Raw genomic sequence first — 23,128 nt, forward strand, 5'->3', positions numbered from 1 at the left:
TCTTCAGAATACGATCTACTTTTCAAAAATAGAATAATAATGTAAGGACATATTCATATAGGAAGGAGAAAAAGAGTGGGTATAAAATTCATTAAAGTTTCAGTAATTTATTTTGCCATTGGCGTCCTTTTAGGAATGTATATGTCAATGGAACATGACTATGCTTTAACTAGCGTCCACGTTCACATGAATTTATTAGGATGGGCTTCATTTGCACTTGCAGGAATTATCTATTATATATTTCCTAAGGCTGGAAATCACACACTTGCTAAGGTGCATTTCTGGGGGACAAATATTGGTCTTCCTTTAATGATGGGTGGATTAGCTACCCTACTTATTAGCGGATCTGAGCAAGCAACGATATTTATTTCACTTGGTGCAACACTTGTAGTAATCAGTACCATTTTGTTTGCTTACAATGTCTTGATGAATGTACGAGTTCCAGTGATTACACCGAAAGAATAATTTCTGTTGATGACTACTCGTAACGGAGACCTTCCGTTACGGGTTTTTATTTGTCTCGAAACCTGATTTGGTCTACATGCAAGTTCTAGTGTATGAAGAAGGTATTCGAGTGGCGCTATAGAATAAGTAAAGAATACTAAAATGAAATTAGGTTTAGCAATTTAACTGAGTGAAATAACGGTATATACATAATAAAAAACCAGGAATTTTATGAACCTCCTGGTTTTTGATAAATATATCTTCTAGAAACTTAATGTTTTTTACCATAAATCGACGAATTTAAGAATGAATCATCAGTCATCACATAGGAGTGTGTCTTTACTAGAACTGTAATCAAATCTGAAGATAACTGAGAAGAAGAATATGCACAAATTGAAAGCATTTTTTCTTCTGAAACAAAATAATCTGCTGTAGCTTCAAATTCTTTTAGCAATTCAGCGTCTGGTTCAGAAGAAGCCCATTCCACATGAGCCCAAGTGCGAATGGATGAATTAACCTTCATTAAAAGTGAAAGATCTTGTTGAAAATGCTTCAGTATGGTTTGGGTATTAAAATCTCCATTGGATAGGTAATATTCAAAGTTGTTAACTAAGCGGATTGATTTTTGCTGTTCTTCATTAAAAAGTTGATTAATCCTAGTACGTACTTTAGGGAGATTTCTCATATTTTCAATAATTAATACTTGTTGTTTATTTTCAATGCCAGATTGTATAAAAGTAACCAAATTGTTGAAGTAAACTTCTTCATCTTGGAATTCATAAAAAATATGACCTTCCTTAATTTTCTCAAGTTCTGATTTATAAGTTGCTTCCATAAGTCACCTCTATGAAATTTAAAGATTTATTATCTAAGTCTTTAATTGTATTAAAATATATATATGAATAAGAAAAGCTAAAACCAAATTATTTTGAAATTTTCTATTACAAGAATAACATTGCAGCCTAAGAAGGTATAGTCATATGGGTTTTTATATGGTTCTGCTGTAATTATCTCGCTTTATTCTTCTTATCATGAATTGAAACGAAATTAGACTGGCACCATTATTGAATTTACAAAGGAGATGCTAAAAATGAAGTCTGAAAAAGAGAAAATGTTAAATGGTGAACTTTATAATCCTGCAGACCCAGAGTTGCTAAAAGAAAGATTAAACGCTAGAAGACTAACGAGGTTATACAATGAAACACTTGAGTCAGATGATTTCAAGAGAGCTAAACTAGTAAAAGAGTTGTTGGGTTCCTCCAAAAAAAACCTATACATAGAACCTACATTTCGCTGTGATTATAGGTACAACATTCATGTTGGTGAGAATTTTTATGCCAACTTTGATTGCGTATTTTTAGATGTTTGTGACATTCGAATAGGTGACAACTGCTTTATTGCACCGGGGGTACATATTTATACAGCGACTCACCCGTTAGACCCTATTGAACGAATATCGGGTGTAGAATATGGAAAACCAGTCAATATCGGACACAATGTGTGGATTGGCGGGAAGGCGGTTATAAACCCTGGAGTAAACATAGGTAATAACGTTGTGATCGCTTCTGGTTCAGTAGTCGTAAAGGATGTACCGGATAATGTGGTTGTTGGTGGAAACCCTGCGAAGATAATTAAACACATTGATATGTAGATTTAACTCTCTAAGTTTTTTAAAAACCTTAAATGACTTGAGTTGAAGAATGACTGCCTATTAATGGGCAGTTTTATTGTTAGTAGGATAATGTTTTCTAACACAGATTCTAAAGTTTATTCTTTATTCAAAAAAAAAAACCATATTATTTGAATTAATTGTGAGATTACTAGTAGAAACTTCTTTTTCTTAAAATAACTTCTTTAATTAATCGCTATCCATGTTTTCAAACCTTCTCCAACGGTTACGCTGGCCAAAAGTAACTACGAACATAGCCCACAATTGGATGGTAAAGAAAATGAGCATCCATAAGAGGGGATGTTCCCAAAAAGCTATTTTAACAATCATTGTATAAGTTATAACCGCGATTAAACTAATACCAGTTAACCCTTCTTTTCCAGCTAAAGTCATAATAATTGCAAAGAAAATCAATAAGAAAATCGGTAACCAGAACATAGACTGCCCCCTAAAAAATTATCTTGGTTATACAATTATTTTTATTCAATATTACCAATTTAATACAAATCAAACAAGTAAGTATTTATGAATTCACTCCGACTGTATATGACCACAGCATGGATGGTTTGAAAATGACTGGGATTGCAGAATACATGATCGAGCAATCCAAAATGATATTACGAAAACTGCCAAATTGCTTGATTAATAGACATTGAATTTATTCGTATTAATAGTTAACCAATTCCTGTTTGCCTTTTTTATTGGTTTTTATTTCTTTACGTTCAAAACTTAGAATTAATTGAATCTTTGTGCGTCAATTGAATCATGCGCTCTTTAAATTGTTGAATTATTAACAAGTTAAATCCCGGTATGATACAGAAGTTTCAAACATGATATGATATACATACTTTTTAACAAAGGAGTTCAAGTAAAGTATGCAATCATTTGATGACAAAATAAATCTACTATTAAAAGAAACAGCTCAAGCTTACACATTATTTAAACGAACGAACGATGTGGAGCGATTAAATAAAACCGAATTATTTGCTCGGAAATTAATGAACCGGGAGTTTACTATCGGTTTTGCGGGACATTTTTCCGCTGGTAAATCATCGATGATTAATGCGTTAACGGGAGAACAACTTCTTCCTTCTAGCCCAATTCCAACGAGTGCGAATATCGTCAAAATACATAAAGCAACAACTGATTTTGCTATTGTTTACATGCAAAACCAACAACCTGTTAAATTCACTGGAGATTATGATTTCGAAGCAGTGAAAGAATTTTGTAAGGATGGGGAAGTGGTTTCGCAAATAGAAATCGGACATGAATCTTCTGTTTTACCAGAAGGAATCACTGTTATGGATACTCCGGGTGTTGACTCTACGGACGATGCCCACCGAATGTCGACTGAATCATCTTTGCATTTAGCGGATATCGTTTTTTATATGATGGACTACAACCATGTTCAATCTGAATTGAACTTTAGCTTTACCAAGCAACTAATGAAATACAACGACAATGTGTATTTAATCGTAAACCAAATCGATAAACATCGTGAAAATGAATTGACGTTTGAGCAATTTAAAGACTCAGTCCACTCTTCCTTTAAAGCATGGGGTGTTGTACCAAAACAAATCTTTTTCACTTCATTAAAAGAAACAGATCATTCGTACAATGATTTTGAAGAAGTTAAACTAATTGTGATGTATAGCATGACAAACTGGCAGGAACAATTGGTGACATCATCAAATAACACGTTACAGAAATTACATGATGAACATCTTGAATATTTGCAAGACGAAAAAGAAGAGTGTAAAGAAACTTTCTCAAATGTATTATCAGATGAAGAGTGGTCGACAAAAGAAGACGTGCGTAAAACAGCTGAATTGTATCAAAAACAATTCACTTTGCTGACTTCAAAAACATGGATCGATTCGTTTGAAGTCAATCGTAAAAATCTACTCGATAATGCGAACATGATGCCTTATGAACTTCGGGATAAATTGAAATCGTATCTTGAAGCGAAACAAGAGAACTTTAAAGTCGGGTTATTTTTTAGTGGGAAGAAAACAGAAGAAGAAAGAATTGCTCGTGGACAACAAGTTGAAAAAGAATATGATGTCGTTATTCAATCTCAAATCGCTGGGCATATGCGTTCATTAATGAAGCAGTCGATAAAAGATGTTGGATTACTAAGTGATGAACAATCGCTAACGATTGATACAATCGAATTTCATCCACCATTACAAGTAATTGAGGACCAATTACAAAAAGGATCACTGGTTACAGCTGACTCGGTATTAAACTTTGCAAACCGCGTAGCAGATGCAACGAAAAAATGGTTTATTCAACAAACAGATGGCTGGAAAAATGAGCAAGCAAAAGCGATTGATGATTTACCGGAGGATGAATCTGGACAAGCCGATTCGAAATCCAGGGTGTACCAAGAAAAAGTATTAGCAATTGAGACGCTTGAGCAGTTATCTAAACAAATAGACGGTTTTACAAAAGAATGGTCAATGCCTTCGAAAAACGTCATAAGAGATTCAACCGACTTAGTGAATAAATGGGCTGAAAATCAAGTTTTGGAAGAGCAACAAATGATTCCTTTTGATTCTTCGATGATTAAAGTGAATACCAGTGAAGAAAGAAAGGTTGAAATACAAAACGACAGCCCTGAAACTGAAGGGGTTGCTTTACAAGAAACAATCTCCCGAGCAAAATTTATTGCGAATCAAATCGAACAAATTCAAGGGTTTTCTGAAGTCTCACGTTACCTTCAATCTAAATCGGAACGTTTAGAAAAACAAGATTTCACTATTGCTTTGTTTGGAGCATTTAGTGCTGGAAAATCATCATTCTCAAATGCCTTAATGGGTGCGAATGTGTTACCAGTTTCACCGAATCCAACGACGGCTGCGATCAACAAGATCCGTCCCATAACAGAAGATCATCCTCATGAGACGGCTGATGTTAAATTAAAAACACATGATCAATTCTTTTCAGATGTTTCCTTTTCATTTGAAGCAATTGGATTAACGGTGGCTTCACTAGATGAAGCATATGCAAAAGCTTCAGACGTAGAAAGTAAGACGTTACAAAATGAGGGCTTACAAGTACACAAAGCTTTTATTCGTGCATTTAAAGAAGGTTATCCAACATTCAAAAATCAATTAGGTACCACTCTGCGAGTCGGACGTAGCGACTTTGAAGAATTTGTGGCTCAAGAAAACAAAAGTTGTTTTGTGGACACCATTGATTTTTATTATGATTGCGAATTAACTAGAATGGGCGTGACGTTAGTTGATACGCCAGGCGCGGATTCGATTAATGCACGACATACGGGTGTAGCATTTGATTACATTCGAAATGCAGATGCGATTCTCTTTATTACGTATTACAATCATGCATTTGCGCGAGCGGACCGTGAATTCTTAATCCAACTTGGCCGCGTGAAAGATGCTTTTGAACTAGATAAAATGTTCTTTATCGTTAATGCCATAGATCTTGCTGCAAACGATGAAGAAGCGGAAGATGTTAAGAACTATGTGACGACCGAACTGCAAAGATTCGGTATTCGATTTCCTCGAGTCTATGGTGTTTCAAGTTTACAAGCGTTACAAGAAAAAGAAGATTCCATACACTTAGATTCAGGAATGCCTGTTTTTGAAGAATCTTTTCAACATTTCTTATCTGCAGATTTAAAAGCAATGGCTGTTTTGGCTTTAGCTGAAGAAACGGATAAAACGATCGAACGCTTATCAGGATTAATTAAGCAAACTGAATCGAATTTATTACGTAAAGAAGAACGTTTACAAGAACTTCGTCAACTTGAACAAAAAGTACGTCAACGATTTGCAACCTCAGCAGCAGGAGTTGTAACTAAAAATGCTTTCCAAGAATTAGACGAACTGTTGTATTATGTTTTGCAACGCGTCTATTATAGATATCCGGATTTCTTTAAAGAGTCATATAACCCGTCAGTATTTGCAAATAAATCTTCTCAAGAAGCACTTGACTATGCATTAAAAGAAACACTGGCCATGTTAAGTTTTGATTTTGAACAAGAAATGCGCGTAACGAATTTCCGTTTGAATCAATGGATTAGTAAAGCATTGCAACATCGACAAAAAGATGACATCCATGTGTTAAAAGAAATGAATAGTAGTTTCTCGTTTGTTCCTTACGAAGTGGCAGAATCAAAATTACTTGAATTTGAAGGGCCATTAACAAACTCTGCACCGTATGTGCATGTGAAGTCTTATTACAAAAATAATAAATCTTTCTTTGAAAAGAACGAAAAAGAAAAACTTCGGGATGCTTTGCAGACTGCAACTAAACCTGAAGCTGAAAACTATTTATCACAACAAAATACCCGCTTACGAGAATGGGCAACACATGTGATTGATTTAGAAGCTGAAGGATTACGACAACATATACTTCTAGATTCAGTACGCCAAATTGATTCTGAACGTATGGCCATGCAAGAAAGTAGTCGATTAGAAGAGTGGAAAGTTGTTTACGAGAAATTGAAAAAGGGAGAGTGACGTGGTGGGAACAGTTTGGAAATCAGCTAAGGAATTAGTAAATTCACCTATTCGATGGGTAGATACACGATTTTCATTACAAGATAGACTGGCGGGTAGGAAGTTGTATAATCAAGGCCATGTAAAAGATGCCGTTTATTTAGATCTTGAAAAAGATTTATCTGATATGACAAAAACGACAGGACGTCATCCACTTCCAGACAAAGAAACTATGCAGGAACTTTTTGAATCTCATGGATTCGAGTATGGTGATCATATTACAATTTACGATCAAGGCGGCATGCCTTTTGCTGCTCGTGCGTATTGGCTGTTTTGCTATGCTGGATTTCCACATGTCACATTGGTTCGTGAAGGCTATGAGGAATTAGTAGAGTTGGGTATAGAAGTGACGACTGATGCACCTAGCTATACAAAGACTTCTTTAACTCTTCAGTGGAACGAAGACATTTTCTCAACACGCCAACAAGTGAAAAACGTTTCAGAAGGTAAACCAGGTGTCCTTTTAGATGCGCGTTCAGCACCAAGATTTAAAGGTGAGCATGAGCCTATAGACTCTGTGGCAGGACATATACCTTCAGCACGTAACTTGGACTGGGAGTTTCTAAAAGTAGAGAATCGATTTAAGGAAGTTCTTGAAGTATTACCTGAAATTGAAGCAGTAGTCGATAAAAATGAAGAAATAACGGTTTATTGTGGTAGCGGGGTAACTGCTGCCCCTTTATATGCAATGTTAAAAGAAGCGGGATTCCCGAAAGTAAAGTTATATGTAGGGAGTTACAGTGATTGGATTACTCAATATCCAGTTGAAAAAAGTTAAAAAGCCTAGCTGTCCTTGAAATCGCAAAATATGACATCAGTTCTTTTTTATATTTAATAGCGCTAGATTTCTGTTACAGGCGGTCGCTTTCCGCTGTCATGGCCTCAGCCTACTCGACGAGCCAGCTCGCCTGCGGGGTCTTCTGCTCATGCTATTCCCGCTGGAGTCGCCGCCTTTCACTTCAATCAACCATAAATTCGTCATATGCAAAACAGACAATTAAAATTGGTACAATGTTGTAATATAGGTACAGATAAAAACTCATTTTTCTCCACTTATTTTGTATTAGAGAATTATTAGACAGCCCCCTTTAAAATGAACAAACAAAAAACGAAGAGAAAAAATCTCTTCGTTTTTTGTTTGCTTATGTGAATACTTTATAATTTTTATGTGATACTACTGTTAAGTTTGAAGCGGCACCAATTTTTTTGGCATCTTCTTGAGAAATTTCAACAATACAAGAATTTTCAAGTATTTTGAAAATCGTACCTTCAACTTCTACATCACGACGGACAAATGAGATTTTTTCTCTAATTCTGCGAGCTTGTACAAATTCTGACACTATTTTTTCGTGTTTTTGAAACGTCAATTGAATTCCCCATTTCTATACTACTTTTTTCAATTAAAATGCGTAATGCTCAAAAAGGAACACTCTAAATTCTCTTGAAAAATTTGTCGTATTATGAAGTTATTATTTTTTTATTATAACATAGTTTTCTGTTTTAATCTATCACACCCGATTACTTGGTATACTTAGGAAACAATAAAGAGTGGAAAAAACTCTTATATAAAGGGAGAGCATAATGACAAACACAAATTTTAAAGATTTCGGCATCTCATACGACATTCTTCGCGCATTAAAAGGATTAGGATTTATTTCAGCTACAGAAGTTCAAGAGAAAGTTATTCCAATAGCCCTAACGAAAAGAGATATTTCTGTTAAGTCTCAAACAGGGAGCGGTAAAACAGCTGCATTTGGTATTCCGATTTGCGAACTTGTTGACTGGGATGAAAACAAACCACAAGCTTTGGTATTAACACCAACTCGAGAATTAGCGATGCAAGTATCGCAAGACATCATGAGTTTTGGCCGTTTTAAACGAATTAAGGCAACTGCTATTTACGGAAAACAACCATTCGCGTTTCAAAGTTCAGAGTTAAAACAAAAATCACATGTTGTTGTTGGCACCCCCGGACGTGTAATGGACCATATAGAGCGAAGCACACTAGATTTAAGTAAAGTTGAAATTTTAGTAATTGATGAAGCAGATGAAATGTTGAGCATGGGCTTTATCGAACTAGTTGAGTCTATTATTAGCCATTTACCTAAAAAGCGTTTAACGATGCTGTTTTCTGCGACACTTCCAAAAGATGTAGAAAAGCTTTGTCATAAGTATATGGATAATCCTTTGGACATCGAAATCGAAAAAACGGAGAGCGTAAATCAACAGATTGAACACTCCGTATATGTTGTGAAAGAAGCAGAGAAATATGCATTACTAAAAGACATTACGATCGTTGAAAATCCAGATAGTTGTATCATTTTTTGCCGGACGAAAGATAATGTCGACAAACTGGTCGACTTATTAGATGACGAAGGCTATACAGTGGACAAAATCCACGGAGGAATGGAACAAGACGAGCGATTTAACGTGATGAATGATTTTAAACGCGGTGATTTCCGTTATTTAGTTGCTACAGATGTTGCTGCTCGAGGAATTGATATTGACCGTATTTCTCATGTAATCAATTATGATATGCCGCTTGAAAAAGAAAGTTATGTTCACCGTACAGGTCGAACAGGAAGAGCAGGAGAATTAGGGAAAGCGATTACTCTTGTAACTCCTTATGAAGACAAATTCCTTGCTGCTGTTGAAAAATATATTGGGTTTAATATTGACCAAAAAGATGCTCCATCAAAACAAGATGTAGTGCTAGCTAAAGCTGCATTTAAAGAAAAAATGACAGTACAACCTGAAATTAAAGTTGATAAAAATGAGCAATTAAACGAAAACATCACGAAATTATACTTTAACGGTGGTAAGAAGAAGAAAATCCGTGCTGTGGATTTTGTGGGAACCATTGCTAAATTAAGTGGAGTAACTGCTCAAGATATTGGAATTATTAAGATTCAAGACAATGTATCTTACGTGGAAATTTTAAATGGTAAAGGTGCAATCGTGCTAAAACAAATGAGAGACACAACCATTAAAGGGAAATTACTTAAAGTTCACATTGCAAACAAATAATATTATTATGTAAACTAAAGATTATCTCAGATAAAAACGCAGTCGCTATTAAAGCAACTGCGTTTTTAGTCATTTTCTAAAGGGACTAAAAATTGAACGGTTTGTGGTTTTATCTTTATTTCAATGGGAGTTTGTAAATAGATTTCTCCATCAGTATCTACATTTTTCGGTTCATCTGTGCGAATAATAATATGTTTTCCCGTGTAATGAGTTACATTCATCAAGTCATCAGGAACAACATCTGGTTGAGCTAATGAAAACCATTCACGAATGGCTAACATCGTGGAAGATTGGATTAATAAAACATCCAAAACTCCATCACTCGGATCGATATTATCGAGAGGGAAGCGATGCGTACCAATTGATTTCCCATTCATAACAAGTATCATAACCGCTTGTTCATTATAGGTTATACCATCAATTTCAAGATAAATCGGAAATGGTTCGCTTTGTTTAAATGTCTGGAAAGCACTCATAAAATAGCTTAACTTCCCGTATTTCCCTTTTAAATCAGGATTAATATTTTCGGAAGCCTCTGTTATTAAGCCTATGCCAGCAAAGTTCATAAATAAACTTTCGTTAATTTGTGCAATATCTATTTCCTTAACGATACCATTGGCAATTTGATCAGCTGCTTCTTTCAATGAAAGCGGGATGCCTAATGTTCTAGCGAAATCATTACAAGTACCACCAGGAAGTAAACCTATAATTGGGAATTTATCTACATTTTCTAATACTTGGACTGCAGTATGCAACGTGCCGTCGCCACCCATTAAAAATAAGACATCCGCATATGAAGCCTTAACACACGCTTCTTTAAATTCTTCGGCCGAGAACGTTTGAACAATCGTTAATTGATGACAATGCGTTGCTATTACAGGAACAACTAAAGCTAATGTCTGTTCTGCAGTTGCTTGACCGGCTTGTCCATTAAATAACAGGACGCCATGTTTGAATCTTGGCACATTTTCACCTTCTTATTTTGATTTAAATCTCTTAATTTCACTATAGCATAGAAAAGAATAGACAGAGGATTAATAACGGTTAGCCTGCAATAATTCCGCTTTATGAATTACTTTGTCAATGGTAAACTTACAAACCATCAAGTCGAATACGAAAAATTAGTAATCGGACAAATAGCATCACAAAAAAGCCTCTGTTATACTCATAAGTATGTTTTAAATCGGTGTCTTTAATAAGATAGCGATTTTTTTGTTGAAAAGGAGTTTTAAGATGACCGATTTTTTTGAAAGACAGGCGAATCAACATAATGTTCGTTTGAATAAAGTACAACAAAAAGCGGTTCTCCAAACGGAGGGACCACTGCTATTATTAGCCTGTCCTGGCTCTGGAAAAACGACCACACTAATTATGAGGATTGGCTATTTAATAGAAGAAATAGGGGTACCACCTAAACGAATAAAAGCAATTACATTTAGCCGTGCTTCGGCGAATGATATGAAAGCACGTTACGAACAATTCTTTCCATCATTAGGACAAGTTGATTTTTCGACGATTCATAGTCTAGCGTTTTCAATCGCATCCCGCTACTTGAAGAGTCAAGGTATTGCTTTCACTATGATTGAAGGAACACCAAATTCGAATATCCCAATGAAATCGCAAATTTTAAAAGATCTATATAAACAAGCTTTGAAAGAAGATTGCTCTGATGATCAATTGCAAGAGATGATGCACTTCATTAGTTTTATCAAAAACTATATGGTTCCCCAGTCGGAATGGGGTCAAGAAACCTTACCAAATAAGGAAGCTGTCAAAATTGCCATCCAGTATGAAGCCGTAAAATCGCAAAATCCTTCTCATTTATGGCTTGACTTTGACGATTTGCTTGTACTAGCATATGAAGCTCTATCGACCGATAAAGCCATTCATGCTGCTTTTACTAGTTTGTATGACTATGTGTTAACGGATGAGAGCCAAGATACATCGCGACTTCAACATGCTATTGTCGAACAACTGGTGTCATCTCACCAAAATTTATGTGTGGTTGCGGATGATGATCAAACGATTTATTCATGGAGAGCTGCAGACCCATCATATTTGCTCGATTTTAAAGAAACGTATCCGCATGCAAAAATATTGAAGATGGAACAAAATTATCGTTCGTCACCCAATATAGTTAAGGTTGCAAATGAATTAATTAAGCGAAATTCAAAACGTTATAAAAAAGAAATGTTTACAGAAAATAGGTCGAGTAAAGATATTGAATTAAAACAATTACATGATGACCAAGCTCAAATGAGGTATGTCATCTATGGCCTTCTAGATCTTAAAGACACAGGAAGTGCGGCAATTTTATTTCGCAATAATGCAAGTGCCATTCTCTATATCAGTGAACTTGAACGCAGGGGTATTCCATTTTACATGAAGGATGTCGATCAACGATTCTTTACACACTGGGTAGTTGAAGATATCTTGAATTTCATGCGGCTAAGTTTTAATTTAGAACGGAAAGATATTTTCTTGAAGATTGCACGCAAATTCAATCTGTATTTATCAAATGATCAAATTCGGAAATTTGAACGAATCGTAGAAGAAGGGGATGTCTTTCAACTACTCTCTAGACATGTCCAATTAAAGGATTATCAAGTCCAATCATTGCTGTCCTATTCAAAAGTATATAAACAAATGAAAGAATCACGACCTAAGACAGTCATTAAACTAATAAGGGAACAACTTGGATTTGAACAAGTGTTACAAAAACGAGCAGAAAAATTCGGATTCCGAATCGAAGTATTGTTGGACATCTTGAACACACTCGAACAAATTGCTGAGCCTTATACTACTATGGAAGCATTTGCAAAACGATTAAAAGAATTAGATACGCTCACACAAAAAGCCAAAAAAATTAAAGATCCACAAGCTGTGACACTCTCTACGTTCCACAGTGCGAAGGGTTTAGAGTTTGATCATGTATATATGATTGATTGTCATAATGGAACTATACCTTCTGACGAAGATTCTCGTGATGCAGAAAAGCTTGAAGAAGCAAGGCGATTATTTTACGTAGGCATGACAAGAGCTAGACATCATCTGGAATTGTTAACTTATGTCGAAAAAGATGGCAAAGAAAAAACTGAATCCCGATTTGTAAGTGAAGTGAGAAGTATTCTGTTGAAAAATAAAAAACAACAAGAATTAGCCATTTATCAAAAAGAGCATGCGAATCCAAATACCATATATGAAGTGAGTGAACTTATTGCTGGTTTAGCGATTATTCATACAAAGTTTGGTGAAGGGCATATCGTTCGTTTTAAAAGTGATCGTGTCATCCTTCAATTTGAAGACATTCAAAAAGAACTTTCCATTCAAATGATTATTGATAAAGGCTTATTAGCTAAAAATATTCAACTTTCAGTGAAGCAGCCGATTGTTAAGTGATTGTTACACGAACGTCATGAACTATTGGTAGTATTGGTAGGAATCTAAAGAGGTTGGTGAAATAAATGAGCAAAAGAATTAACTTAAGTCAAGGTAAACTCCAAAAATGGGAAGAATCATTTATTCCTGAAAAAGATATATTTTTCCTACGTGAACAAGATCATCACTTATTAAAAGAATTTGGAAATAATTGTTTATTATTCTCGAAGGAAGAATTTTCGAATCATCCTACTTATGCGGCTATTTCATATGCGAGTAGCTATACCTATTGGACGTTAACAGAGGATATTACAACAGTTGTGGTATTACCTCATCGTGTATTTCCTTCTTTGAAAGAATCAGTAAAAAAAGCGGTGTTAACCATTCAACAAGAAGTAGGTAGGGGTCTAATTTTTGAAAGCCGCTATTTCGATGGAATCCTTAGAGAACCAGCCAAATCTTTGCTTGCACCATATGAATTTGTCTCTGATAATCAACAATATATAGCTATTCAAAAAGAAGTTTGGAATCAACTCCCAAAATCGTTGAAGTCAGATTTATTAAATCGAATTGCGTATGACTATGATTCGCCTGGAATTTTTGATCCTTATGTTCCTACGGAAAGTATGACAAGTACATATGTTAATACGTATCCAAATGAACACGGTCCCAACTGTTTATCTTCAACCTTATTTGTTGCAGCTTCAATTTCTTCAGGTACGTTACTGGATTGGATTATTAAAGAATGGGTTCATCCAACAACGTTTATGAATGGGCTTAAGCAACTGGGGTATAAAGAATCGCCTCTTTCAGAAGATGCTATGTTTCCCCATGACATTTTAGTTTGGAGAGACAAACAAGACCGAATTGTGCATGCGAGTTTTCATATTGATAAACATTATTTCTTTAATAAAAATGGTCAAACATTCTTCAATCCGTGGAAAACTGTTCATATGAGAGAACTAGAAGAAGAGTGGGGTAAGCACTCTGTGAAAGTGTATCGTAAATAAGGTTAACAAAATAAGGTGTTGTTAAAACTTGTTATATTCTCTAAACTGAATATAATTACGCATAAAAATTTTAGCGTCGCTTAATAGCGATGCTTTTCATGTGTTCAAAGGAGAATATACATGGTACAAGCAATAGGAATAGATGTAGGCGGCACTTTAACTAAAGTGGCTTTCTTTGATCAAAATCATCAACTAAATTTATTGCATTTTCCATCCTCAGATCTTCATATAGTGAGTGAATGGATTACCTCATATAAAGAAGATATTCAAATCGGCTTAACAGGTGGCCGTGCAGAACAGTTAAAAACATTTTTGCGTTCTCATGAAAATCTTCATTACTTAGTTGAATTTGATGCAACAATTGCAGGGGTAAACTACCAATTAAAAAAAGATAACCATCAATTTACTGAAGCAGTGATTACGAATATTGGGACAGGTACATCCATTCATTCGCTAAAAGGGTCAGAACATGAACGAATTGCTGGTACCGGTATCGGAGGAGGCACTTTACTTGGAATGTCAGCACTCATGACGGGAATCCATCAATTCGATGAAATTGTTAAGTTTTCTGCTGCTGGCAGCCGATCTGAAGTGGATATGCTGGTAAGTGATATTTATTTTGGCAATAAAACTCCGATAGATGGAGGGTTAACTGCAAGTAATTTTGGGGATGCAGGACTGAGACCATTATTGGAACGATCGAAAGAAGATGTTTTAGCAACGGTTCAAGGTTTAGTTGGAGAAGTTATTTCCACGCTAAGTATACAATGTGCTTTTGCTGAAGAGGTAGAACATATTGTTTATATAGGCTCGACTTTAGCCCACAATGAACCGCTTCAAAAAATCATTGGAAATTACACGAAGCGTAAAAATCGAACTCCAGTATTTCTCAGGGATAATGGCTACAGCGGTGCAATTGGCGCTCTTTTAAGCAAAATTGATGGAAAATAATTCATTATCAAATTCCATTTTTCTAAAAATTCACCAACTTTTCATTTGCAATTAACGGAAATCCATGTTACATTAATAGAGGATTATTTTTGTTCGGATATGAGTAAGACTTGTAAGAGATTTTATCTCCACGATTTGAGCAAGGATAGTAACACAATGTGTACAATTGTACACGAGGAGGATATACACATATGGAACAAGGTAAAGTGAAATGGTTTAACTCAGAAAAAGGTTTTGGATTTATCGAACGTGACGGCGGAGACGATGTATTCGTACATTTCAGCGCTATTCAAAGCGAAGGTTTCAAATCTCTTGACGAAGGTCAAGAAGTTACTTTTGAAATTGAGCAAGGCCAACGCGGTCTTCAAGCTACTAACGTAAACAAAGCTTAATTTTAAAAACTAACCTATAAACAGACTCTCCTCGGAGAGTCTGTTTTTTTTTGTAAGCAAAAAAGGACTCACGAGCAATGTGCTCATGAATCCTTTTTTCTAATGATGGCTTGACGCGCTAATTGATCAGCAGTCAGATTGGATTTAGAAGGAATCCATTTAATAAAGAAGAAATCAAACGTATCGGCAATCTCTAAAGCTTGATCTAGCCATTCTTTATATACTGGACTCTTAACAAAACGTTTTTCAACTGCCGTAACCACGACCTGTGAATCCGATCTCACAGAAATAAACTCTTTAGACAGTTTTTGCGCTTCCTCAAGACCGCGTAATAATGCAATAAATTCAGTCGTATGATTATCGTAAGTACCTACATACTTTGAAAACCTTAGCTGATGACCCTCACCTTTAATGAATATCCCTACACCACTAGGTCCAGGATTTCCAGCACTTGCTCCATCAATATACACTTCAAGCATACATTCAACTCCTTATTTTTCATCCATTGGTGTGATACGTTTTGCCATATATCCAAATGGAGTACCAACAATTGACACAAGGAATTTCAAGACATAAGTAGAAATAAATATACTAATCCAAATATCTACTGGGTACACACCTATAAATGCAATAGATGTGAAAATGAGCGTATCAAGTAACTGACTTAGCATCGTTGACCCATTATTACGAATCCAAAACGCACCGTCAGATGGGAATAATTTTCGTAAGAAACTAAATATTAGTACATCTGTATATTGACTAATGATATATGCAATCATGCTACCAAGCGCGATTCGTGGAATTAATCCGAAAATTGTCGCTAACGATTGTTGTGCAAAATCATCAGGAGCTGCTTCAAACAGTAGAACAACTTGCATGATAATCATCATCATTATTAAAGACGAGAAACCTAACCACACAGCTTTTTTAGCTTCTTTTTTTCCGTACTTTTCATTTAAAATATCGGTAACCAAGAAAATGCTTCCGTATACAGCGTTTCCAAGTGTAGCGGTCAAACCAAAAATCTCAATGAGTTTGACTACTTGAATATTTGCTAATACGGTTGCAAATCCAACCCACACAAATAATCCTGTTCTTCCAAAAAATTTGTACATGATTAATACGAATATCATGTTCAAAATTGCAAATCCTAATCCGAGCACTTCATTAAACATGTAATTCCTCCTGTAGTTTTGATAACGCGGGAGCTAGCGAACCGCAAATAAACAATGTTGTTTTCTAACTTGACAATTATAATGGCAGTTGCAAGTAAAAGCAACGCGGGTGTAAGATAAAGTTATGTTTTTTGAGGCTTTCAATATTAAATATACCAATGGGCGTAAGTAAGTCTATAATGAAAGGATGAAGCAATTGAATAAACTTACAGTTATCAATGAAATCGATGATTTGCTTGAGACTTATTGCGATGGTTGCTTCATTAAAAGAGAGTTAAAAATAAACGGTGGCAAATCATTGGCACATCGTTTTTGTATTAATAGTTGCACGGTTGGTGATCAGTTGCAATTCTTAGGTCAAGAGTTGAACAAAGTCAAAACGAAATAACATAAACATTTAAAAACCCACCAATCGAAAGACTGGTGGGTCATCTTATGACTCAATTATTAACACGTTTGCAGCTTGTGGACCACGCGTTCCTTCAATAATTTCAAAGGACACGTTTTGACCTTCCTCTAACGTTCTGAATCCTTCAGCTTGGATTCCAGTAAAATGGACGAACACATCGTCACCATCATTATAATCGATAAATCCATATCCTTTTTCGGTGTTAAACCATTTTACTTTGCCATGATGCATGAACGTTCCTCCTCATAGGGGTAGAGTGAAATGTCAATTTTTCAATCCGCAACACACAAAATATTCTGTGAATGGATGGCTATACTATACATGATTTGTCGAACATAGTCAACGAATTGTCGAATCGTTCTGTTGCGAATAGACCTTAATCTATGCAATGATACAATTAGTAAATTTAGTTGCTCGGTTAGGAAGTGAAATCCATATGGATGCTATTGAAAAATGTGAACACTTAGTAAAAGACATTTATAATAATTTTGATGCTAGTCATGACTTTCAACATATTGAACGTGTCAGACATAATGCATTGTTGATTAGTAAAGAAGAAGGATTAGTACGTCAAGATATCATAGAACTTGCAGTATTACTTCATGATGTCAGTGATGTGAAATATAGTGGTAATGAAGGCAAAGCAAAAGAGACAGCAATATTAGATCAACTGCAGCTATCGCTAACTGATCGCAAATGGATTGTTGATATAATTGATTCAGTTTCATTTAGTGGTGGTCACGAAAAAGAAGCACTGACAATCGAAGCGAAAATTGTTCGAGATGCAGATCGATTGGATGCTATTGGTGCAGTTGGAATCGCTCGTACATTTGCTTTTGGTGGAGCAAAGGGAAGAAAACTATATGATTGGTCCGAATCCGCTAGAGTAAACATGACTGAACAAGAATACCGAACAAAAGAAACTTCATCGGTGACACATTTTTATGAAAAGTTATTACTATTGAAAGATTTAATGTTAACTGAAGCAGGAAAAAAAATAGCTCTACAAAGACATGAATTTATGTTGGCATTTATTGACCAACTTAAAATAGAAACGAGTGAAAAATTATGAGCCATTTAATAGTTTCAAATTTAACAAAGACGGTTGGAGAAAAAACATTATTTGAAAACATCGATTTTACCATTTACGCTGGAGAACGTGCAGGTTTGATTGGTGTAAACGGAACAGGAAAATCGACTTTCCTTTCAATCATTTCAAAACAAATTGAAGCGGATAGTTTAACTATGGATCATCCAAATCAATACCGAATTGCTTTTTTAGAGCAAGATCCTCAGTTTGATGACGATTTAACCGTTCTTCAAGCTGTATTTAGTGGGGACTCGCCTGCCTTAGTTACCAACAGAAAGTATGAGGAAGCATTAGATAAATTAAATGAAGATTCCTCTTCTGTTGAATACCAGGATGCGTATATGGAAATCCAATCTCAAATGGATTTAAATAATGCTTGGGATATTAATGCGATGGCTAAGACTGCTTTGCAAAATCTCGGAATAGATATGTTCGATCGTAAAGTAAACGAACTTTCTGGAGGACAACTTAAACGTGTTGCATTAGCAAAAGTGTTAGTAGAACCAGCAGATTTAATATTACTGGATGAGCCTACTAACCATTTAGATGTTCAATCATCAAAATGGTTACAAGAAAGTTTAGCACGACTATCAAGTGCGATTATTTTCGTAACTCATGATCGCTACTTCTTAGATGGTGTATCTACACATATCTATGAAATTGCTGACCAAACCATGTACACACATCGAGGGAATTATGGAGATTATTTAGAAGCAAGAGCAATTCGTGAAGATATGGCGGCGTCTTCCCAGTCAAAACTACAAAACCGTTTCCGTGCAGAGTTAAAATGGATTCGTCGTGGTGCCAAAGCAAGAACCACTAAACAAAAAGCACGTATTCAACGTTTTGACAAATTGGACGAACAAATGGTACGCAACAATGACAATACATCTCTAGACATGAAACTTGCTACAACTCGTCTAGGTAAAAAAGTGCTTGAAGGAATTGATTTATCAAAAGCGTATGAAAAGAAACAAATCATTAAAGACTTCTCGTTTTTACTTCAACCAGGTGATCGTATCGGTATTGTAGGACCAAATGGAGCTGGTAAAAGTACGCTTATTAATATGTTAGCTGAGAAAATTATGCCTGATAGTGGTGAATTGACTGTTGGCCAAACTGTTAAAATCGCTCATTTTGAGCAAACCATACCACCAATGAATCCAAATACACGCATGATTGAATATGTCAGAGAATCTTCGAACGATATTGAAGGTGCAGACGGTATTAGACAATCAGCTGCACAAATGCTAGAACGCTTTTTATTCCCGCTTAATGGTCATGGAACTCCAATTGGTAAATTGTCAGGTGGGGAACGTAAGAGACTTCATTTATTGAAATTATTAATGGAATCACCAAACGTCTTATTACTGGATGAGCCAACAAATGATTTGGACATTCAAACATTATCAGTTCTAGAAGATTTCATCGAACAATTCCCTGGTGTTGTTATTACGATTTCTCATGATCGCTTCTTCCTGGATCGTATTGCGAAAAAATTATGGGTACTTGATGGAAAAGGTAACACAAGAGAAGTGCAAGAGATTTATTCTGACTTCCTCGAGCAAGCACCAGAAATCAAAGCTGAACCAGTTGTCATAGTAGAACAACCAGAACCAGTTAAGACGAAAGAACCGAAGAAAAAATTATCGTTTAAAGAACAAAAAGAGTGGGAAACGATTGAAGCTGACATCGAAAAAGTAGAAAGTGCTATCATCGTGGCAGAAAAAGAGGTTGAATCTGCCGGTGCGGATTTCGAAAAACTTCAAAAAGCAACAAGCAACTTAGAAGATTTAAATGATCAATACACTCAATTAATTGAGCGATGGACATATCTACAAGAAATTATGGGCTAATGATACAATATGGGTAGGAGGGATTTTGCGTGAAAATACTTACAATTGAACCAACACCAAGTCCGAATACAATGAAAGTTATTGTAGATCATGAACTTCCTTTTGGGAAAAGTTTTAATTATAAAAAAGAAGATAGTTTAGATGCTCCAAAAGAGATTCTTTCTATATTAAACATTGCAGGTGTCAAAGGAATTTACCACGTGGCAGATTTTTTAGCGATAGAACGACTTGCAAAAAATGATTGGGAACAAATTTTAGCTGAAGTGCGAAATGTCTTCGGAGAGAATAATCAGACAGTCGACAGTGAGGATCAAGTAAATGAACATTTCGGTGAAGTAAATGTTCATGTCCAACAAATAAAAGGTATTCCACTTCAAGTCAAAGTATTCGATCAAACTTCTGAAGAACGTATTGCATTATCTCCTCGCTTTGTTGAAGCGATGAATGCAAGTATGAAAGAACAAGATGAAAATTACATCTTGCAACGCAAATGGGCAGATTTTGGTGTGCGTTATGGTGATAAAAAAGACATTGCCGAACAAATCAGAGAAGAAATAGAAGCGACTTACCCAGATTCACGACTCCAACGATTAATTGAAGAAGCAAAAAGTCCTAAAAATGAAAGTATTGCAAGAGGGCGAAAAGTGACCATAGAAGATTTCCAATTAGATACGTGGCAAGAGCGATTTCAATTACTCGATCAATTAGCAGATCCGTCTATAGAGGACTATCCGCTACTTGTACAAGCTTTGGAAGATGAACAAATGTCAATTCGTCGTCTTGCTACTGTATATCTAGGAATGATTATTGATGAAAGCGTCATTCCTTATATGGAAAAAGCATTGCAAGACAAGAGCCCTTCGGTAAGACGTACGGCTGGAGATTGTATGAGTGATCTTGGTTTCGCGCAATTCGAAATTGCTATGCAGACAGCTTTAGGTGATAAAAACAAACTGGTCCGTTGGAGAGCAGCAATGTTCCTCTATGAAACTGGTACCGAAAAATCCCTTCCTGCTCTTCACCAAGCAAAAGAAGATACAGAATTCGAAGTGAAATTACAAGTCAACATGGCCATCGCTCGAATCGAGCAAGGCGAAGAAGCAAAAGGTTCAGTCTGGAAACAAATGACCGAATCAAGAAATTAATTGAAAAAGGTAGTGAAAAGTGATGCGGTCACTTTCACTACCTTTTTATATTTAATGTAAAGTGTTGATTTTATAAGGTTGAGTGGGGTTAGTATCATAGCTAGTCAGCTTGGTTAATGAGACGTCTTTTGGAGTGCCATTTCGATTGTGAAAAATTTATCACTCGAATTGCGGGGGTTATCGCTCAATCTGGAGATTTATCGATCATTTCGAAGGTTTTATCGCTCAAACCCGTCTCACCACAAAGTTAACTTATTGAAACACTCATCAACACTAATAAAGAACCTATACAGATTTAGCGTAAGGCTCCCTATGTTTCTATCAAAGGAATTAATGAATGGTTTTGTTTTCGCTGCGTTGCCGTATAAACAATCATATCTCAGGTTTCTTTGGAAAGCACCATGCTTGCACCCTTATTACTTCTGTAGGTACAGCAGAGGATACGTCTGAAGCGCACTGAAAACCTCTATCATTCACTTATAGCCGAAAAACTAACGAATCAAAAAAGCATACGAAGAATAAAAACAACACGATTACGTGAAAAGATATCAAATACAAGTTATGATAGATAATGAAATGGCATATATAGCAAATGAAGCAGAAAAAGAAAGTGGGAAAAAACACATGAACGCATATGATGAGTATATGAAAGAAATCGTAAAACCAATGAGAGCTGAACTATTAAATGTTGGCTTTACAGAACTTACGAATGCAGAAATGGTCAACGAACATATGACACAAGCTTCAGGAACTTCTCTTGTTGTAATTAACTCAGTTTGTGGTTGCGCAGCTGGTTTAGCACGTCCAGCAGTTGCTGAAGCACTTAATGAAGTGACTAACAAACCGGAACATTTAGTAACTGTGTTTGCTGGTCAAGATCAAGAGGCTACATATCAAATGCGTGCATATTTCGAAGAAGTACCACCAAGTTCACCTTCAATCGCGATTGTGAAAGATGGCAAACTGGCATACTTTATTCCACGTGAACAAATTGAAGGTTTCCCGATGGAGCAAATTAAAGATCATTTAGTTGAAGTACTAAATCAAGTAACTGCATAATGAAAACAATTGTCACCACAGCTGGGAGACCAACTGATTTTACAAAGCAATTAGCGAAGACCGCGGCGGTTCAATTGGACTTACCTTATATCGACCGCCAAAAGAGAACAGTCATACAATTACAACAACATTATCAAAGTGATGTTTTAGTGGCTTCAAAAAGTCGCTGGGAGTATTATGGGCAAAACTCTACAGAACCTTTCTTTTTCCACCCAAGTTCAGCGATGTTTCGTTTAAAGAGGGTGGAGAGAGGGGAACGAGACCCCTTACTTGAAGTTTGTCAATTGCAAAGAGGAGATTCGTTTTTAGATTGTACGTTAGGGTATGCCTCTGATAGCTTAGTTGCTGCCTTTGCAGTCGGCGAATCAGGTAATATAACTGGATGTGACGCCAATCCTATCTTGGCTTTTATATTGAAAGAAGCATTTCATAATGGCAGAACGGATTATGTGGATTTTCAAACATACATGAACCGAATTCAAGTCATTTCAAATAATGCTGTTTCTTATTTAACTACATTAGCTGATGAATCAGTAGATGTGATTTACATGGACCCAATGTTTGAGACGTCAATCTCAGAGTCTGTCAATATTAGTCCGTTACGCTCTTTAGGAGTTCAAGATACTTTAACTGATGAATGGGTGAATGAGGCAAAGCGTGTAGCAAAAAAACGTGTCGTATTAAAAGCACATTTTAAATCACCTTGGTTTGAACAATTTAACTTTGAACAAATTGTTCGTCCCAACACTAAATTTCATTATGGCTTCATAGAAAAAGCTGCTCTCCATAATTGATGGAGGCAGCTTTTTTCATTTAGTCTGTAAAGCATAAAGAAGTAATATAACCTAGTAATAATAATAAACCAATTCCTATAAGTGTATGCATGTCCATTATAATTCCTCCTACCTAAAAAAACGAAGCTGTTTCTACCTTTTTATTGTACAATGAATGGAACGAAGATGAAACCTTTTCGTGTTTGAATTCGTAATAGATA

22 protein-coding genes are annotated in these 23,128 nt (G+C 35.7%); 15 read left to right on the forward strand and 7 right to left on the reverse strand.

Annotation, left to right across the window (positions count from 1 at the left end):
* Positions 1-75 precede the first annotated feature (75 nt).
* Positions 76-465: a cytochrome-c oxidase gene (locus WBG45_RS03425; protein ID WP_424412392.1), complete on the forward strand. Its 390-nt coding sequence runs from the start codon at positions 76-78 to the stop codon at positions 463-465.
* A gap of 250 nt (positions 466-715) precedes the next feature.
* On the opposite strand, the gene WBG45_RS03430 is transcribed toward WBG45_RS03425, so the two are convergent.
* The gene (locus tag WBG45_RS03430) at positions 716-1,279 is read right to left on the reverse strand and encodes an MEDS domain-containing protein (RefSeq protein WP_424412393.1); all 564 of its coding nucleotides are present in this window, start codon (positions 1,277-1,279) and stop codon (positions 716-718) included.
* 255 nt (positions 1,280-1,534) lie between these two features.
* Between WBG45_RS03430 and WBG45_RS03435 the strand changes: the two genes are divergently transcribed.
* Positions 1,535-2,095, forward strand: coding sequence for a maltose acetyltransferase domain-containing protein (locus WBG45_RS03435; RefSeq protein ID WP_424412394.1), 561 nt, complete (start codon positions 1,535-1,537; stop codon positions 2,093-2,095).
* 207 nt (positions 2,096-2,302) lie between these two features.
* Here WBG45_RS03435 and WBG45_RS03440 read toward each other — a convergent pair whose 3' ends face one another.
* Positions 2,303-2,551 (reverse strand): hypothetical protein, encoded by a 249-nt coding sequence (locus WBG45_RS03440; protein WP_424412395.1) that lies wholly within the window; start codon positions 2,549-2,551, stop codon positions 2,303-2,305.
* A 437-nt stretch (positions 2,552-2,988) separates the two neighbouring features.
* On the opposite strand from WBG45_RS03440, the gene WBG45_RS03445 reads away from it, so the two are divergent.
* Positions 2,989-6,603, forward strand: a complete 3,615-nt coding sequence (locus WBG45_RS03445; protein WP_424412396.1) for a dynamin family protein — start codon at positions 2,989-2,991, stop codon at positions 6,601-6,603.
* 4 nt (positions 6,604-6,607) lie between these two features.
* Complete coding sequence (locus tag WBG45_RS03450; protein WP_424412397.1) at positions 6,608-7,420, forward strand: sulfurtransferase; 813 nt, start codon at positions 6,608-6,610, stop codon at positions 7,418-7,420.
* Positions 7,421-7,784: 364 nt separating this feature from the next.
* Here the strand turns inward: WBG45_RS03450 and WBG45_RS03455 are convergent, their stop codons facing one another.
* Complete coding sequence (locus WBG45_RS03455) at positions 7,785-8,009, reverse strand: DUF2187 family protein (protein ID WP_024534779.1); 225 nt, start codon at positions 8,007-8,009, stop codon at positions 7,785-7,787.
* Between the two features lie 214 nt (positions 8,010-8,223).
* On the opposite strand from WBG45_RS03455, the gene WBG45_RS03460 reads away from it, so the two are divergent.
* A complete protein-coding gene (locus WBG45_RS03460; protein WP_424412398.1) occupies positions 8,224-9,669 on the forward strand; it encodes a DEAD/DEAH box helicase in 1,446 nt (481 codons plus the stop codon).
* A gap of 65 nt (positions 9,670-9,734) precedes the next feature.
* Here WBG45_RS03460 and WBG45_RS03465 read toward each other — a convergent pair whose 3' ends face one another.
* The gene (locus WBG45_RS03465) at positions 9,735-10,634 is read right to left on the reverse strand and encodes a diacylglycerol/lipid kinase family protein (RefSeq protein ID WP_424412399.1); all 900 of its coding nucleotides are present in this window, start codon (positions 10,632-10,634) and stop codon (positions 9,735-9,737) included.
* 268 nt (positions 10,635-10,902) lie between these two features.
* Between WBG45_RS03465 and WBG45_RS03470 the strand changes: the two genes are divergently transcribed.
* The 4 genes from WBG45_RS03470 to WBG45_RS03485 all read left to right on the forward strand — a co-directional run bounded on the left by WBG45_RS03470 (position 10,903) and on the right by WBG45_RS03485 (position 15,400).
* Positions 10,903-13,068 (forward strand): ATP-dependent helicase, encoded by a 2,166-nt coding sequence (locus WBG45_RS03470; RefSeq protein WP_424412400.1) that lies wholly within the window; start codon positions 10,903-10,905, stop codon positions 13,066-13,068.
* 65 nt (positions 13,069-13,133) lie between these two features.
* Positions 13,134-14,057 (forward strand): hypothetical protein, encoded by a 924-nt coding sequence (locus tag WBG45_RS03475; protein WP_424412401.1) that lies wholly within the window; start codon positions 13,134-13,136, stop codon positions 14,055-14,057.
* A gap of 120 nt (positions 14,058-14,177) precedes the next feature.
* Positions 14,178-15,008, forward strand: coding sequence for a type II pantothenate kinase (coaW, locus tag WBG45_RS03480; RefSeq protein WP_424412402.1), 831 nt, complete (start codon positions 14,178-14,180; stop codon positions 15,006-15,008).
* A 191-nt stretch (positions 15,009-15,199) separates the two neighbouring features.
* Complete coding sequence (locus tag WBG45_RS03485; RefSeq protein WP_016427350.1) at positions 15,200-15,400, forward strand: cold-shock protein; 201 nt, start codon at positions 15,200-15,202, stop codon at positions 15,398-15,400.
* An 83-nt stretch (positions 15,401-15,483) separates the two neighbouring features.
* On the opposite strand, the gene WBG45_RS03490 is transcribed toward WBG45_RS03485, so the two are convergent.
* Both WBG45_RS03490 and WBG45_RS03495 read right to left on the reverse strand, forming a co-directional pair.
* Complete coding sequence (locus WBG45_RS03490; protein ID WP_424412403.1) at positions 15,484-15,879, reverse strand: ribonuclease HI family protein; 396 nt, start codon at positions 15,877-15,879, stop codon at positions 15,484-15,486.
* 12 nt (positions 15,880-15,891) lie between these two features.
* Positions 15,892-16,575 carry a queuosine precursor transporter gene (locus tag WBG45_RS03495; RefSeq protein ID WP_424412404.1) on the reverse strand — a complete coding sequence of 228 codons (684 nt, stop codon included), beginning with the start codon at positions 16,573-16,575 and terminating at the stop codon, positions 15,892-15,894.
* Positions 16,576-16,771: 196 nt separating this feature from the next.
* Here WBG45_RS03495 and WBG45_RS03500 point away from each other — a divergent pair, with 196 nt between their 5' ends.
* A complete protein-coding gene (locus WBG45_RS03500) occupies positions 16,772-16,963 on the forward strand; it encodes a zinc-finger domain-containing protein (RefSeq protein WP_424412405.1) in 192 nt (63 codons plus the stop codon).
* A 45-nt stretch (positions 16,964-17,008) separates the two neighbouring features.
* On the opposite strand, the gene WBG45_RS03505 is transcribed toward WBG45_RS03500, so the two are convergent.
* Positions 17,009-17,215, reverse strand: a complete 207-nt coding sequence (locus tag WBG45_RS03505) for a cold shock domain-containing protein (protein WP_024534770.1) — start codon at positions 17,213-17,215, stop codon at positions 17,009-17,011.
* Between the two features lie 205 nt (positions 17,216-17,420).
* Between WBG45_RS03505 and WBG45_RS03510 the strand changes: the two genes are divergently transcribed.
* The 5 genes from WBG45_RS03510 to WBG45_RS03530 all read left to right on the forward strand — a co-directional run bounded on the left by WBG45_RS03510 (position 17,421) and on the right by WBG45_RS03530 (position 22,928).
* Positions 17,421-18,056, forward strand: coding sequence for an HD domain-containing protein (locus WBG45_RS03510; protein ID WP_424412458.1), 636 nt, complete (start codon positions 17,421-17,423; stop codon positions 18,054-18,056).
* On the forward strand, positions 18,053-19,930 hold the full coding sequence (locus tag WBG45_RS03515) for an ABC-F family ATP-binding cassette domain-containing protein (protein WP_424412406.1): 1,878 nt from the start codon (positions 18,053-18,055) through the stop codon (positions 19,928-19,930). The genes WBG45_RS03510 and WBG45_RS03515 overlap by 4 nt, the downstream gene beginning before the upstream one ends.
* Positions 19,931-19,959: 29 nt before the next feature.
* Positions 19,960-21,075, forward strand: a complete 1,116-nt coding sequence (locus tag WBG45_RS03520) for a virulence factor (protein ID WP_424412407.1) — start codon at positions 19,960-19,962, stop codon at positions 21,073-21,075.
* Positions 21,076-21,699: 624 nt separating this feature from the next.
* Entirely contained in the window at positions 21,700-22,134 is a 435-nt protein-coding gene (locus WBG45_RS03525) for a BrxA/BrxB family bacilliredoxin (RefSeq protein WP_424412459.1), read from the forward strand.
* Complete coding sequence (locus WBG45_RS03530; RefSeq protein WP_424412408.1) at positions 22,134-22,928, forward strand: class I SAM-dependent methyltransferase; 795 nt, start codon at positions 22,134-22,136, stop codon at positions 22,926-22,928. The genes WBG45_RS03525 and WBG45_RS03530 overlap by 1 nt, the downstream gene beginning before the upstream one ends.
* The last annotated feature ends 200 nt before the right edge of the window (positions 22,929-23,128 follow it).

It is taken from the genome of Paenisporosarcina sp., from assembly GCF_049671445.1.
In the GTDB taxonomy this organism is placed as follows: domain Bacteria; phylum Bacillota; class Bacilli; order Bacillales_A; family Planococcaceae; genus Paenisporosarcina.

Coding starts and splice junctions, on each gene's coding strand:
- WBG45_RS03430 (WP_424412393.1), bottom strand. CDS start 1,279: ATGGAAGCAACTTATAAATCAGAACTTGAGAAAATTAAGGAAGGTCAT.
- WBG45_RS03435 (WP_424412394.1), top strand. CDS start 1,535: ATGAAGTCTGAAAAAGAGAAAATGTTAAATGGTGAACTTTATAATCCT.
- WBG45_RS03440 (WP_424412395.1), bottom strand. CDS start 2,551: ATGTTCTGGTTACCGATTTTCTTATTGATTTTCTTTGCAATTATTATG.
- WBG45_RS03445 (WP_424412396.1), top strand. CDS start 2,989: ATGCAATCATTTGATGACAAAATAAATCTACTATTAAAAGAAACAGCT.
- WBG45_RS03460 (WP_424412398.1), top strand. CDS start 8,224: ATGACAAACACAAATTTTAAAGATTTCGGCATCTCATACGACATTCTT.
- WBG45_RS03470 (WP_424412400.1), top strand. CDS start 10,903: ATGACCGATTTTTTTGAAAGACAGGCGAATCAACATAATGTTCGTTTG.
- WBG45_RS03475 (WP_424412401.1), top strand. CDS start 13,134: ATGAGCAAAAGAATTAACTTAAGTCAAGGTAAACTCCAAAAATGGGAA.
- coaW (WP_424412402.1), top strand. CDS start 14,178: ATGGTACAAGCAATAGGAATAGATGTAGGCGGCACTTTAACTAAAGTG.
- WBG45_RS03485 (WP_016427350.1), top strand. CDS start 15,200: ATGGAACAAGGTAAAGTGAAATGGTTTAACTCAGAAAAAGGTTTTGGA.
- WBG45_RS03490 (WP_424412403.1), bottom strand. CDS start 15,879: ATGCTTGAAGTGTATATTGATGGAGCAAGTGCTGGAAATCCTGGACCT.
- WBG45_RS03495 (WP_424412404.1), bottom strand. CDS start 16,575: ATGTTTAATGAAGTGCTCGGATTAGGATTTGCAATTTTGAACATGATA.
- WBG45_RS03505 (WP_024534770.1), bottom strand. CDS start 17,215: ATGCATCATGGCAAAGTAAAATGGTTTAACACCGAAAAAGGATATGGA.
- WBG45_RS03510 (WP_424412458.1), top strand. CDS start 17,421: ATGGATGCTATTGAAAAATGTGAACACTTAGTAAAAGACATTTATAAT.
- WBG45_RS03515 (WP_424412406.1), top strand. CDS start 18,053: ATGAGCCATTTAATAGTTTCAAATTTAACAAAGACGGTTGGAGAAAAA.
- WBG45_RS03525 (WP_424412459.1), top strand. CDS start 21,700: ATGAACGCATATGATGAGTATATGAAAGAAATCGTAAAACCAATGAGA.
- WBG45_RS03530 (WP_424412408.1), top strand. CDS start 22,134: ATGAAAACAATTGTCACCACAGCTGGGAGACCAACTGATTTTACAAAG.